A 12,677-nucleotide genomic window follows, 5' to 3' on the forward strand; every position below is an offset into this window, starting at 1 on the left:
TTGGTCTCAGCGGAACTGGGCGAGAAAACGGATGTCACCGTCGAAGAACAATCGCAGGTCGTTGACGCCATAGCGCAGCATGGTCAACCGGTCAGGACCCATGCCAAAGGCGAAACCGATGTAGCGCTCCGGATCCAGTCCCATGTTTCGAACCACATTCGGATGCACCTGACCAGAACCCGCCACCTCCAACCAGCGGCCTGCCAAAGGACCTTGCTGGAACTGAATGTCGATTTCTGCGCTGGGCTCGGTGAAGGGAAAGAAGCTGGGACGGAACCGCAGCACCAGATCATCCGATTCGAAGAATGTCCGGCAGAAATCGGTGAAGACGTATTTCAGGTCCTTGAAGCTGACGTTCTCGCCAATCCAAAGCCCCTCGCACTGGTGAAACATCGGAGAATGCGTCGCATCGCTGTCCACGCGGTAGGTGCGGCCCGGCGCGATCACGCGAATCTCCGGCATGGAGTGCCCCGCATCGAGATCGGCGCGGTGGCGCTTGACGTGCTGCACGGCATGACGGATCTGCATCGGGCTGGTATGGGTGCGCAGCAGGTTCGGCGCCTTCTCACTCCCGCCTTCCACATAGAAGGTGTCGTGCATGGAACGCGCCGGATGGTCTTCTGGCGTATTGAGCGCAGTGAAGTTGAACCAGTCCGATTCGATCTCGGGACCATCCGCCACCTCAAACCCCATGGAGCCAAAAATGGCCTCGATGCGCTCCAAGGTGAGGCTCACGGGATGCAGGCCTCCCTGGCCGTGCCGGCGGCCCGGCAACGTGACATCCAGCGCCTCCGCCTTCAGTTGCGCTTGCAACTCCGCATCGGCCAAGGCCTGCCGGCGCTCGGTCAGCGCAAGTTCGATGGCCTGTTTTGACTGGTTGATGGCCGCGCCGCGGGACTTCTTCTCGACCACGGTCAGCGCACCCAGCCCCTTCATCAGCTCGGTGATACGCCCCGATTTTCCGAGATACTGAGCCTTGGCATTCTCCAGATCGGCCGGCGTGTTGGCCTGTGCAAAATCGTTGCGGGCACTATCGACCAGTGCGTCCAACTCGTTCATGTGTGTGCTTGAATCGTTGGGAAAATAAAAAAAGGGATTGAAGCCATTGAGGGAATCCCTCCAGCTTCAACCCCTTTGAGCGACCAGGAAACACCGCGTTGCCGCGGCACGTCCCGGCCGTGAATCAAGCGGCCAGCTTGGCTTTGACCTGCTCCACGATGCTGCCAAAGGCAGCGGGATCGTTCACCGCCAGATCGGCCAGGACCTTGCGGTCGATTTCGATCTGAGCCTTCTTCAAGCCGTTGGCGAATTGGCTGTACGTCAGGCCGCATGCGCGGGCACCGGCGTTGATACGGGCAATCCACAACTGGCGGAAGACGCGCTTCTTGGTGCGGCGGTCACGGTAGGCATATTGCCCGGCCTTCATCACCGCTTGCTTGGCGATGCGGAAGACGTTGCCGCGGCGGCCGCGGAAACCTTTGGCCAGAGCCAGTACTTTTTTGTGTCGGGCGCGAGCCGTTACACCACGTTTGACGCGAGGCATGTGTGTTCTCCTTGTTCGTCGTTGATCAAATGCCCGTGCCGGGCAGCATCTGTGCCATGTGACCCATGTTGGTCTCATGCACGGTGACTGCTCCACGCAGGTGGCGCTTGTTCTTGGTGGTCTTCTTGGTCAGGATGTGACGCTTGAAGGCTTGGCCGCGCTTGACGGTACCACCGGGACGAACGCGAAAACGTTTCTTCGCGCTGCTCTTGGTCTTCATTTTGGGCATCTTCATGCTCCTTTTCATTTGTGCTCGTGAGGCGCCGCGAACCTTCCGCGGACTTGTTGGCCCCGAGCCACTTTTGGGGATGGCCTTTCGACCATCCGATTCGGCGCCGAGCCTTTCAGCCTGCGCCTCGGACCAGCAGGAGACTACCCTGCCCATCCAATCCTGTTCTTGTCAATCGGCGGTGTTCAGGTCACCGGCTGACTTGCCGCTTCGGCAGGTTTGGCCACACCACCTGAAGCCTTCTTTCGTCCAGGCGCGATCATCATGATCATCTGACGCCCTTCCAGCTTGGGAAACTGCTCCACCACAATGGAATCCGCCAACTCGTCGCGGATGCGGTTCAACAGAGCCAATCCGAGGTCCTGGTGGGTGATCTCACGGCCGCGGAACCGCAGCGTGATCTTGCATTTGTCACCGTCGTCCAGGAAGCGGCGGATGTTCCGCATCTTGATGTTGTAGTCGCCATCATCGGTACCGGGTCGGAATTTGACCTCCTTGATTTCGATGACCGTTTGCTTGGCCTTGGCTTCCGCCGCCTTCTTCTGCTCCTGGTACTTGAACTTTCCGTAGTCCATCAAGCGACACACGGGAGGCACGGCCGTGGCCGCGATTTCGACCAGGTCCACGTCCAGTTCGCCGGCCATGCGCAGCGCTTCTTGCAGACTGACGATGCCCAGGGGCTCGTTTTCAGGTCCGTTGAGGCGAACCTCAGGAGCCATGATTTCCCGATTCAGTCTGTGTGCGCGCTCTTCACGTTGGCGGCGGTCGCGAAAGTTGGTAGCTATGGTGAGTTCCTTTGTGTGGGCTTGATCAAGCGGAATGGCGGCACGACGGCCGCCACTGTGCACCCGAGGTGCGCCACAGCAGCGGGGGCATCAACCGAAGCGTTTGACTTCAAACTTTGGATGAAACGTCTGCCGCAATGAGTTTGGAAAAGGCTTCCAGCGGCATGACACCGAGGTCTTTGTTCCCTCGAGCCCGCACAGCCACGGCGCCAGCTTCTCTTTCCTTGTCGCCCACGACAACGATAAAAGGCAGCTTTTGCAACGCGTGCTCCCGTATTTTATACGTAATTTTTTCGTTGCGCAGATCTGAGATAACCCTAAGCCCTTGATTCTGCAGAGTTTTCGCGATTTCACGACAGTAATCAGCTTGCCCATCGGTGATGTTGAGCACCGCAACCTGCACCGGAGACAGCCAGGTCGGCAAAGCGCCGGCATGCTGTTCGATCAAGATGCCGATGAAGCGCTCCAGACTGCCCACAATGGCGCGGTGCAGAACGATGGGGCGGTGGCGCGCACCGTCCTCGCCCACATATTCCGCGTCCAGGCGCTCGGGCAAGTTGGGGTCGACCTGGATCGTTCCGCATTGCCACGGCCGCCCCAAAGCATCCTTGAGCGTGTATTCAACCTTTGGCCCATAGAACGCGCCCTCGCCCGGCAGATACTCGAACTCACAGCCGGAAGCACGCAAGCCTTCGGCCAACGCGTTTTCCGCGCGGTCCCAGCTCTCTTCAGAGCCGATGCGCTTCTCCGGCCGCGTGGACAGCTTGTAGATGATGTCGTTGAAACCGAAGTCCTTGTAGACCTTTTTCAGCAGTGCCGTAAATGCCACCACTTCCGCCTGGATCTGGTCTTCGGTACAGAAGATGTGGCCGTCGTCCTGCGTAAAGCCGCGCACGCGCATGATGCCGTGCAGGCCGCCCGATGGCTCGTTGCGGTGGCACTGACCGAACTCCCCATAACGCAGCGGGAGATCGCGGTAGCTCTTGATCCCTTGTTTGAAGATCAGGATGTGCCCGGGACAGTTCATCGGCTTGAGCGCGTAGTCGCGCTTTTCCGATTCCGTCACAAACATGTTCTCGCGGTACTTGTCCCAGTGGCCGGTTTTCTCCCATAGGCTTTGATCGAGGATCTGCGGGCCTTTGACCTCCTGATAACCGTTCTCGCGGTACACGCGGCGCATGTACTGCTCCACCTCCTGCCACACGGTCCAGCCCTTGGGATGCCAGAACACGGTGCCGGGCGAATGCTCGTCGATATGGAACAGGTCGAGCTCGCGGCCGAGTTTGCGGTGGTCCCGCTTCTCAGCCTCCTCCAACATGGTGAGGTACTGCTGCAGTTCCTCCTTGCTCGCCCAGGCCGTGCCGTAGATGCGTTGCAGCATCTCGTTGCGGTGGTCGCCGCGCCAATACGCCCCAGCCACCTTCATGAGTTTGAAGTGCTTGAGCTTGCCGGTGCTGGGCACGTGCGGGCCACGGCACAGGTCTTCGAAAGTGCCTTCGCGATACAGCGACACGTCTTCGTTGCTGGGAATGCTGGCAATGATCTCAGCCTTGTAGTGCTCGCCCTGCCCCTTGAAATACGCCACGGCCTCGTCGCGCGGCAGCACGCGGCGCACCACCGGTTCGTCCTTGGCCGCCAATTGCGCCATGCGCTTTTCAATGGCGACAAGATCCTCCGGCGTGAAGGGGCGCTTGTAGGAGAAGTCGTAGAAAAAGCCGTTCTCGATCACCGGGCCGATGGTCACCTGGGCGTCCGGGAACAATTCCTTGACGGCGTAGGCCAGCAAGTGCGCGGTGGAATGGCGGATCACCTCCAGCCCGTCCGGATCCTTGGCTGTGACGATGGACAGCGGGCTGTCCTGCGTGATGAGATGGCTGGTATCCACCACTTTGTCGCCAATCTTGCCGGCCAGCGCGGCCTTGGCCAGGCCAGAACCGATAGAGGCCGCGACTTCGGCCACGGTGACCGGTCCGGGATATTCGCGTTGAGATCCGTCGGGGAGCGTGATGTGCAACATGGGAGGTCCAGAAACAAAAAAAGCGCGGCATGGGCCGCGCTGGTGTGGGTCAAAAGGAGAAACGATCGGGCAGGCGCGAACTGCGGGCCTCAACGGGCCGTGGAGGTGGTCTCCATAGTTCGCGGTGTCATAACCAGATGTGCCTTTCTCGCTCTTGCCGATTCAAGGAAAAGGCGATTTTTACACAAAATGCGCCAGACGGTCCCTCATGACCAGAACATGGCCCTCGGACGATCATCGTCCCATCGAGGCGACGTGCGACGGCGTCGTGCCCAAGCCGTCATGCACTGAAGGCAAGGCCCTCGTCAAACCAGGCTGACTGGCCGCTGTTCTGGAAATGGCGCCGTCGAGCAGCCAGTCCGAAAGATTCGCCTCGTCGCTCGCACGGGACTGAGACCGATTCCGGGTGACGGTGTAGAGCGTACTGAACAGCACACCGCCCTGGATGCGCAAGCCGGCCAAGCGTCCTGCCCTGATTTCTTGCGCAATGCTCCCATAAGGAAGCACGCTGGCCGCGCTGCCTCTGAGCAGCATGTCGCGGATCCCGGTCACAGACTGCAGTTCATAGCGCACCTTGAGCGCCTCGGGTGCCATTCCCGCTGCGCGCGCCAGCGCTCTTCGCCCGATGTCCTGGGATGTGCCCAGCGCGAGCTGGCGCTCAAGGATGTAGGCTAGTTCGACCGTAGGACCTTCGGGCGCAAGGTCGGGCCGGCAGGTAAACAGCAACTCTTCTTCGAGGACCGGCCGCAACTTCAGTGCCGGTCGCGGTGCCACGTCGTAGGCAAGCGCCAGGTCGAGTTCGCCATTCTCAACAGCCGCCACCAGTTTGAAGCTGGGCTCCTCCCAGATGCGCAATTGCCAGTGCGGCGCTTTCTCGACAAAGGCCAACTGGAGATCGGTGCCGATCAGCAGGGTGAGGCTGGGCGTGAGCCCCAAGGTGATGGTGCGGGCCACGCCGCCTCCCAGCGCCACAACTTCCCGCTGCGTGCGGGCGATCAGGTCGAAGATCTCCAGGCTGCGGGTGTACAAGGCCTCTCCGGCCGCGGTGGCGGTGACGCCGCGCGAATGCCGATCCAGCAAGGGCACGCCCAGCTCGGCCTCCAATGCCCGGATATGCTGCCCCAGGGCCGGCTGGGCAACGTGCAGGCGCTCTGCCGCACGCGTGACGCTGCGGTGCTCGACCGCCGCAGCAAAGTACCGAAGTTGCCGTAGATTCATCCGAGGAGCTTGCAAGGCCAGGCGGCGATGCGACCCGCCGAACGGGGCATCATAAGCCCGCACCGCGGCGAAACTACGTGGCAGGCAGCGCGGTCAGATACGCCTGGGCTTCGGACAAGCCCACGACGTCGCCGTATTTGGTATCGATGTCGAAAAGGCTTTGCTGGTGCGACGCATGCGAGCGGTCTCCGACGCCCTCGGCGACGACCATGGGCCGAAACCCCAACTGCACGGCGTCGACCACCGTGGCCCGAACGCATCCACTCGTGGACGTGCCTGTGATGATCAAGGTGTCGATGCCTTCGTTGACCAGACGCGATGTCAGATCGGAGCCGAAGAAGCAGGAGGCGTACTTCTTGTACAGCACTTCGTCACCCTCCTCGCGCAGCAGCCTGGGGTCCAGCTCGTGCCCATCGCCGTCGATGTGCAGGGTGGATTGCCCCCGCATCTTCTGGTACCAGAGCCCGGCATCGCGCAGGTTCCTGCCTTCGTACCGCACGGCACTGAAGATCACGGGAACCCGCTGGGTTCGGGCCGCGCGGATCAGCACATTGGTGGCCGCGATCTGGCCCGACAGATCGGACCCCAATGGCTGAACGGGGTCGGTGAATCCCTTGCTGAGATCGATCACCAGGAGGGCCGGCTTGCGACCAAAACTCAATCGTCCGCCAAACCCCCGGGCCTTGAAGAAGTCGGCATCCTCTGAACCCAAACTTTTCGCCAGTTCGCTCACGTCGGTGCCTTCCAGGTCATTCCACGCGAAGCTGGGCTTTGTCGATCACGCTTTGCCATTGCCTGCCTTCCTGCGCGAACCGCTCCAGCCAAGCGCCGTGGTCGATGAGATCGGGCTCGATGCCTTGCACGGCGATGGCATTGCGAACCTCAGCGGAGTCCATCACCTTTCGGACCTCATCGAACCACTTCTTCCTGACCAGCTCCGGAATGCCTCGGGGTGCCAACAAGCTGACACGGAAGGTCGCCTGGTAGTCGGGAACACCCGCCTCGGCCACCGTGGGCACGTTGGGAAGGGCCTGTGCCCGCGCCCCACCGGTCACGGCGAGCGCCTTGAGCTTGCCGGCCTTGATGTGAGGTAGAACGGAGCTGATCGGCGAAAACACCGCCGTCACCTGACCGCCCAGCAAACCGTTGATGGCCGGCGCAGTCCCCTGGTACGGAACGTGCAACAAGGACACACCGGCTTTCGAGGCGAACAGCTCGGCCGTCAGTTGGTGGATGCTCCCCACACCGGCCGAGCCGTACGAAGCCTGACCGGGCTTCTGGGCAGCATAAGCCACCAGCTCCTTGATGTTCGACACCGGCAACGAGGGGTTCACCGTCACGACAATGGGCACTTCCGCCACCGGAGCCAACTGCATCAGTTGCTTGTGCGTGTCGTACGGCAGGCGCTTGCCATAGAGGACAGGTGCCACGGTCCACAACTCGTTGGGAATGACCAGGACGTTGTAGCCGTCGGCCTCGGAACGCGCCACCCAGCCGGTGCCGACCTGCCCCGCCGCCCCGGCGCGGTTCTCCACGATGAGGGAAGCCTTCCAATCCGCCCCAATCCGGTTGGCGATCTGGCGCGCCAGGTAGTCGGTGCTGCCGCCGGGCGGAAACGCATCGACGATCCGGATGGTGCGACTGGGATTGGGATAGGTCGAAGCCACGCTGTTGTCCGATTGCGCCCATGGGGTGGTCGCTGCGATCGCGGACAGCGCCGCCACGCTGAGTCGCCCGACGAGAAGGCTCACATGCATCGTTTTTTCTCCTGTGGCTCTGATGTGGGAATGCGCCGCATTGGAACAGCGCGATGCAACGCCGTCCAAGACTGTTTGCGGCTGGCAGGCATCGCAAAGCCGTCTACCTCCCAGAAACAAAAAGCCACCCCGAAGGGTGGCGATTTGTCTCCTCTGTGAGGCGGATTCAGCTCAGTGGAACTGCTCTTCCTCGGTCGAACCCGTCAGCGCCTTCACGCTGGAAGAACCGCCCTGGATCACCGTGGTCACGTCGTCGAAGTAACCCGCGCCCACTTCCTGCTGGTGCGACACGAAGGTGTAGCCCTTTTCGCGTGCGGCGAATTCGGGTTCCTGCACCATTTCCGTGTAGTGCTTCATGCCTTCGCCGCGGGCGTAGGCGTGGGCGAACTGGAAGGTGTTGATTCTGCCGGACATAGAGAATCCCGAACATCGTCAAGTAGTTAGGTGTGGCCGGGAGGCACTTGGAGCCCCGCACCCACCGCCCACCCAACGGGGCCGGCTATGGAGACTTGGGCATCCGCCCGGGGTGCACACGGCGGGAACATACGCACGCCGGTGGGTTCCCACCACAGACCCACACCAAAGGGGGCACGGGGGCAGTGCAAGCAACTTTGGTTGCGGAGAAATTTTGCCCAGTTTTTGTGTGGTGCGCTCGACTTCTTCGTGTGCGGCTACTATGGAGTCTTACGGCCGGAATCAGAGTGCAGTAATTTCCCTTCATTGTTGAAATTGTGCTGCAGAGCCAAGCCTTCCAAATCAATCTCCTCCCTTCATGAAGTCTTCCATCACACGAATGCACACCGCATACGCAGCCCTCATTCTGACTGCACTGACTGGTTGCGCGTCCGTTAGCTACGGCGACAAGAATGTCGAAGCAAACCTCAAGACACTGGCCCCGGTAGTCGGCAAAGCAAGTCTCTACGTTTGCCGCGAGCCTGCTGTATGGGTGGGTGCCGGAGCTAGATCAACGGTCATCGTCGACGACAAACCTATTGGTACCCTGAAGCCAAATAACTTCGCTCACGTGCTTTTGGAACCTGGGGAGCATGGCGTCAAGGTCAAGAATTCACCCGGGGGCGAAAGTGGCATCCTGAACGTCACTGCAAAAGCGGGGGAAGTGCAGATCATTTGGTTGGGAATTACCGGCGGCGGATTTGGCACTTTGACCGTCGACTTTTTCTCGAACCGAATCGAGGCAGAGCAATGCGTGAAAAAGGCCGAGTACGCGGTCCCGAGCGCTCAGTAATGCTCCCTTCCTTACGGAGCCTCCTTGGGACACCGTCCACGGGCGGCAACACAATGACGCTGCGCAGCATTCGCCTTCCACAGTTGGCAAATGGACCAACATTATTCAGACGTATCGGAATTCATTTTTTTTCGGCCTGCAGAAACACCGCGATGGATCAGTAGCGCGATTGCACAAACCAGCAGGACGATGAGTGCGGCAATCATCGTATGCGCCGTCGGGGACAAGATAGCCAATGCTACCGTCGCCACCAACGGAACGCCCAGCGAGACCACAACAACCGCCGTCGAGAGGAGATTGAGGAACTTCTTCATTTGACTTCCCACGCAATGTGGTGCGCATTTGACGACCACTCATGGCCGATAGACGTCATCGTAGCCGAGAGTCTCAGCACGTCTAACATGGCGTGCATGGATCTCGACGCCATCGACCCCGCCGAACTGCGCACTTCCATGCTGCTGGCCATGGACTTCCTGACCGCGCATCGAGTTGCCCGGGATCACACATACGACGTCGGCCGAATCACGGCAATGCGGGCTGTCTTGGAGGAGAGGGTTCTTCGGGCACTCGCGGAGACCGACACAGCACAGATGCCCGCCGATTGGTCCTGGAGGCACGCTGCACATGAGATCGCTGTCCGGATTGCGCTGGACCTGGTCGAAGAGGAGCGGTGAGCCTTAGCCAAGTTACGGCAGCACAAGCCTCGCCCGAATCTCTCGGAGCAAGCCCTCCCCATCCGCAATGCTGATGAGGCCCACGGGAGCTTCTGCTGTAAGCCAAGCGTTCGTGTTCTGATACTCGTCGGCGCTGAGCAGCACGAAGCGAATGGCGCACTCCGTGATCTCCATTTGCGCCAGGAGAATCCAGTCAGCTTCCGGCGGCCGGGCTTTGAATATCTTCCACTGCTGTGCGCCTCGATTGGTGCGTGGCCACACCAGCTGCAATCGAATCTTTGGCCCTGCCCCGAGCAGCAAGAGGCGGCTCTTTGGATAGATTCCGCAGGCGATGCTGTTGCTCTCCAACAGCGAACAAATATCCCGGGTCATGCGTTTCCCAACCCTCATGGCATCCCTGCGTCTCAAATGGTGCTGCGCTCGGACCAACGCACGATCTCGGCCGGCAAGTTCAAATGCGCGTGACACTGAGCCGAACGCTCCTTCGAGAGCGCTTTTGGGATACCCCATCGCCTCCAAATCCAAGGCGCACAGTCCCGGTTTCTCCGCGACCATCTCCCGCAACCGTTGCAGCAGATCTTCCTTATCCCATGTCCTCTTTCTGCGCGCCCAAAGCTTCTTCTGCACCTGTTGCCAGAGGTCGGCCGGAACGATCGGCTCAATGACATTTTCTGCGCGTGATATCGGAGCCTTCCGGTGCTTGGGCTGCTTCGGGTGGCGATCCCTGCCCCAAACAAAATTCCCCGCGAACGCTTCATTTCGAAGCAACTGGTCCACTGTGTAGGCGGTGAACGATCGCCCCATCGCGGTGGTGAGCCCCTCGTCGCACAGTTGCCGCGCCAGACCGACGATCGTTGTATTTGGCTCGGCGTATATCGTGAAAATTCGGTTGACCAGGTCGACCTCTGTTTGCGGCCCCGGCACCCATACGATGTGTTCGCTCTGCATCGCTTTGTGCTGGCTGCGCGAGAGTGGTCTCCTGTTTCCGTCGCGATCAATCGCAACCCGACTCAGCCCGATGCAGGGAAGGCCCCCCATCTGAAATCCAAGTTTGACCGCGCGGTCTTGCCCCGCCCTTGTTTTCACACCCAAATCGCGAGAGTACTTGGCCGCCATCGTCCTCTGCATGGCCTTCAAGAGTGCGGTCATTGGATCGTCATCCGCCCCGAACTTCTCCTGGACGTACACCACCCGGGCACCGTGGAGCTTGCATGTGTACTCGTAGTAGGCGGCGGCGTCGACATCCTGAAAGCGTCCCCACCGGCTCACGTCATATACAAGAATCACGTCGAATGGGCGCGGGTCCTCCATCACATCACGCAGCATCTGTTTCATGCCCTCCCGCTTGGAGATCGCTAGGCCGCTGCGCCCTGCATCCTTGTAGATCCTCGCGACGTCAAGCTCATTTTCTTGTGCGTAGGCCTCAATGGCGTCGAGCTGGGTTCCGATAGAAAGATCTTGCTGATCCGTCGACATCCGAACATAGGCGGCAGCTATCAGTGACATGAGCACCATCCTCCAGTACCGGCCAGAAATTGAACTGGGCACCCAAGGGGATCATCGACCATAGCGAGGAATGAGCGCAAGCAGCACACGCCGGAGTCATTGCCGACCGCACTGCAAATAGCTGTACATACATACAGTTATTTGCGGTACCATTACGCAAATGGACGCCCTCCCCGCAAACATCTGGATCGCCGCCTGCGCTCATCAGCTGCAGCAGCACTGGCGCTCGGTTGACCCTGCACAGCTGGAAGATCTCGCAGGCGACCTCTGGCGGGATGAGCGGCTGCGCGCGATGGGCCCAGATGAGGCTGCGCGGGTTTGGCTTGAGCCGGTGACCAACCTCTCGTGAAGGCCACCGATGCGCGTGACGTTGACCATGCTTCGTCGAGGCGGACGAGCACTCCGCGCTGAGACCCAAAAGTCGCTCACGGGCGATGTGCACACCAAGCGGTTCAAGGCTGGAGACACGTGGGTGAAGGTTCTAGCGTTCCACCAGTCCGGTTGCGCACCGGGAATGATTGAGCTCTACGATCCCAAGATCAAGGAGTGCGTTCAGGGGCAGGCCACCATGGTGCTTGCGGGCGTCGAGAGAGATGACGATGCCTGGGTCGTCCAGGAGTGGCGGATTGAAGTCTCGCCCCCTCCTCCCGAGACGCCCGTGGGAAAGGGCTGGCATAAACCCGAGCGCAGGTACCCATCAATGGATCGGGTCGGGTGACGCACAGCAGGTATGCTGACCTCCGAAGATCCATTCAATGGAGGCCAGCCATGTGCTACTCAGCTCAAATCTGGGCGGACTACCGACGGTACAAGCGGGCGTACGGCACGGAGATCGACATTGCCACCTTCGCCGAGCTGTTTTGGTCGCGGCTGGAGAATCCCCGCATCGTGATTCCCCGGGGTTTAGAGGCGACGTTTGAGCACCCGACCAATGAGGCCGAGCGGAGCATCTGGGAGGCGATCGAGCTGCACCGCACCCGCACATCCGCCACCATTGAGCAGGACCTCTTCAAACAGCGCAAGCGCCTGGCCGACGCCGAGCGGTCTCTTCTGACGAAGCACACCAAGAAGGCGACGGAGGACGTGCGCATTGCCGGTGACAAGATCGCGCGCGGGCTGTCCAGGCTGGAGGAGATGCGGCGCACCGAGCTCACACCAAATGACTCACGGATCTACCCCGGCAACTACGCCCCGGTGATGGTGATGGAGAACGGGCGGCGAGTCGTGAAGCCCATGCGCTACCAGTGCCGTCCTGCAGGCAAACCGGCGATCTACGACACCAAATATCCGGGCACCTACAACGCCCGACGGAACAACCTCACGGGCTTCTGGCGCGGGCAGTTTGGTGTGACTCACGGCCTAATGGTGGTGGATGTGTTCTACGAGAACGTGAGCACGCCGGACGGCAATGTGGTGCTGGAGTTTCGTCCTCGATCGGGTGAGCCCATGCTGATCGCCTGCCTGTGGTCGAAGTGGACTGCGCCGGCGGAACCTGACCTGCTGTCGTTCGCGGCCATCACGAGTGATCCGCCGCCCGAGGTCGCAGCTGCTGGACATGACCGATGCATCGTGCAGATACGGCCAGAGAACGTGGACCGGTGGCTGCGTGCAGGGGGCAACGATGCGGAGCTACTCGCGATTCTCGATGACCCGGCGCCCACCTACTACGAGCATCGACTGGCTGCTTAGAATGACTGTCATC

General features: G+C 60.6%; 14 protein-coding genes and 1 pseudogene. 4 read left to right on the plus strand and 11 right to left on the minus strand.

The genetic code is table 11. The features are described 5' to 3' along the window. Positions 1–6: 6 nt before the first annotated feature. The 9 genes and pseudogenes from pheS to F9K07_RS16595 form a co-directional block, all read right to left on the minus strand. On the minus strand, positions 7–1,059 hold the full coding sequence (pheS, locus tag F9K07_RS16555) for a phenylalanine--tRNA ligase subunit alpha (protein ID WP_159594479.1): 1,053 nt from the start codon (positions 1,057–1,059) through the stop codon (positions 7–9). 124 nt (positions 1,060–1,183) lie between these two features. Beyond that, on the minus strand, positions 1,184–1,543 hold the full coding sequence (gene rplT, locus F9K07_RS16560) for a 50S ribosomal protein L20 (RefSeq protein WP_086120609.1): 360 nt from the start codon (positions 1,541–1,543) through the stop codon (positions 1,184–1,186). A gap of 25 nt (positions 1,544–1,568) precedes the next feature. Next, positions 1,569–1,772 carry a 50S ribosomal protein L35 gene (rpmI, locus tag F9K07_RS16565; RefSeq protein WP_159596967.1) on the minus strand — a complete coding sequence of 68 codons (204 nt, stop codon included), beginning with the start codon at positions 1,770–1,772 and terminating at the stop codon, positions 1,569–1,571. Positions 1,773–1,957: 185 nt separating this feature from the next. Continuing rightward, the gene (gene infC, locus F9K07_RS16570; protein WP_268894761.1) at positions 1,958–2,557 is read right to left on the minus strand and encodes a translation initiation factor IF-3; all 600 of its coding nucleotides are present in this window, start codon (positions 2,555–2,557) and stop codon (positions 1,958–1,960) included. A gap of 109 nt (positions 2,558–2,666) precedes the next feature. Next, a complete protein-coding gene (gene thrS, locus F9K07_RS16575; protein ID WP_159594480.1) occupies positions 2,667–4,574 on the minus strand; it encodes a threonine--tRNA ligase in 1,908 nt (635 codons plus the stop codon). 234 nt (positions 4,575–4,808) lie between these two features. Further along, positions 4,809–5,792 (minus strand): LysR family transcriptional regulator, encoded by a 984-nt coding sequence (locus F9K07_RS16580; RefSeq protein ID WP_159594481.1) that lies wholly within the window; start codon positions 5,790–5,792, stop codon positions 4,809–4,811. 73 nt (positions 5,793–5,865) lie between these two features. Next, complete coding sequence (locus tag F9K07_RS16585; protein WP_236581287.1) at positions 5,866–6,525, minus strand: isochorismatase family protein; 660 nt, start codon at positions 6,523–6,525, stop codon at positions 5,866–5,868. A gap of 16 nt (positions 6,526–6,541) precedes the next feature. Further along, positions 6,542–7,549 carry a Bug family tripartite tricarboxylate transporter substrate binding protein gene (locus tag F9K07_RS16590; protein WP_159594482.1) on the minus strand — a complete coding sequence of 336 codons (1,008 nt, stop codon included), beginning with the start codon at positions 7,547–7,549 and terminating at the stop codon, positions 6,542–6,544. 171 nt (positions 7,550–7,720) lie between these two features. Beyond that, positions 7,721–7,948 (minus strand): annotated as a pseudogene (locus F9K07_RS16595) (isocitrate lyase); the annotation flags it as partial. A gap of 373 nt (positions 7,949–8,321) precedes the next feature. On the opposite strand from F9K07_RS16595, the gene F9K07_RS16600 reads away from it, so the two are divergent. Beyond that, positions 8,322–8,795, plus strand: a complete 474-nt coding sequence (locus tag F9K07_RS16600; RefSeq protein WP_159594483.1) for a hypothetical protein — start codon at positions 8,322–8,324, stop codon at positions 8,793–8,795. A gap of 101 nt (positions 8,796–8,896) precedes the next feature. Here the strand turns inward: F9K07_RS16600 and F9K07_RS16605 are convergent, their stop codons facing one another. Then, on the minus strand, positions 8,897–9,109 hold the full coding sequence (locus tag F9K07_RS16605) for a hypothetical protein (protein WP_159594484.1): 213 nt from the start codon (positions 9,107–9,109) through the stop codon (positions 8,897–8,899). 96 nt (positions 9,110–9,205) lie between these two features. On the opposite strand from F9K07_RS16605, the gene F9K07_RS16610 reads away from it, so the two are divergent. Beyond that, positions 9,206–9,469, plus strand: a complete 264-nt coding sequence (locus F9K07_RS16610; RefSeq protein WP_236581288.1) for a hypothetical protein — start codon at positions 9,206–9,208, stop codon at positions 9,467–9,469. Between the two features lie 12 nt (positions 9,470–9,481). Here the strand turns inward: F9K07_RS16610 and F9K07_RS16615 are convergent, their stop codons facing one another. Then, positions 9,482–10,975 (minus strand): recombinase family protein, encoded by a 1,494-nt coding sequence (locus tag F9K07_RS16615; RefSeq protein WP_159594485.1) that lies wholly within the window; start codon positions 10,973–10,975, stop codon positions 9,482–9,484. A gap of 160 nt (positions 10,976–11,135) precedes the next feature. On the opposite strand from F9K07_RS16615, the gene F9K07_RS16620 reads away from it, so the two are divergent. Continuing rightward, positions 11,136–11,324: a hypothetical protein gene (locus F9K07_RS16620; RefSeq protein WP_159594486.1), complete on the plus strand. Its 189-nt coding sequence runs from the start codon at positions 11,136–11,138 to the stop codon at positions 11,322–11,324. 419 nt (positions 11,325–11,743) lie between these two features. Next, a complete protein-coding gene (locus tag F9K07_RS16625; RefSeq protein ID WP_159594487.1) occupies positions 11,744–12,664 on the plus strand; it encodes an SOS response-associated peptidase family protein in 921 nt (306 codons plus the stop codon). The last annotated feature ends 13 nt before the right edge of the window (positions 12,665–12,677 follow it).

The organism is Hydrogenophaga sp. BPS33 (genome assembly GCF_009859475.1).
Taxonomy (GTDB): domain Bacteria; phylum Pseudomonadota; class Gammaproteobacteria; order Burkholderiales; family Burkholderiaceae_C; genus Hydrogenophaga.

Excerpts from the sequence above, each read along its gene's own strand:
- pheS (WP_159594479.1), bottom strand. The coding sequence starts at position 1,059 with ATGAACGAGTTGGACGCACTGGTCGATAGTGCCCGCAACGATTTTGCA.
- F9K07_RS16580 (WP_159594481.1), bottom strand. The coding sequence starts at position 5,792 with ATGAATCTACGGCAACTTCGGTACTTTGCTGCGGCGGTCGAGCACCGC.
- F9K07_RS16600 (WP_159594483.1), top strand. The coding sequence starts at position 8,322 with ATGAAGTCTTCCATCACACGAATGCACACCGCATACGCAGCCCTCATT.
- F9K07_RS16590 (WP_159594482.1), bottom strand. The coding sequence starts at position 7,549 with ATGCATGTGAGCCTTCTCGTCGGGCGACTCAGCGTGGCGGCGCTGTCC.
- thrS (WP_159594480.1), bottom strand. The coding sequence starts at position 4,574 with ATGTTGCACATCACGCTCCCCGACGGATCTCAACGCGAATATCCCGGA.
- F9K07_RS16610 (WP_236581288.1), top strand. The coding sequence starts at position 9,206 with ATGGATCTCGACGCCATCGACCCCGCCGAACTGCGCACTTCCATGCTG.
- F9K07_RS16615 (WP_159594485.1), bottom strand. The coding sequence starts at position 10,975 with ATGTCACTGATAGCTGCCGCCTATGTTCGGATGTCGACGGATCAGCAA.
- rplT (WP_086120609.1), bottom strand. The coding sequence starts at position 1,543 with ATGCCTCGCGTCAAACGTGGTGTAACGGCTCGCGCCCGACACAAAAAA.
- rpmI (WP_159596967.1), bottom strand. The coding sequence starts at position 1,772 with ATGCCCAAAATGAAGACCAAGAGCAGCGCGAAGAAACGTTTTCGCGTT.
- F9K07_RS16620 (WP_159594486.1), top strand. The coding sequence starts at position 11,136 with ATGGACGCCCTCCCCGCAAACATCTGGATCGCCGCCTGCGCTCATCAG.
- F9K07_RS16625 (WP_159594487.1), top strand. The coding sequence starts at position 11,744 with ATGTGCTACTCAGCTCAAATCTGGGCGGACTACCGACGGTACAAGCGG.
- F9K07_RS16605 (WP_159594484.1), bottom strand. The coding sequence starts at position 9,109 with ATGAAGAAGTTCCTCAATCTCCTCTCGACGGCGGTTGTTGTGGTCTCG.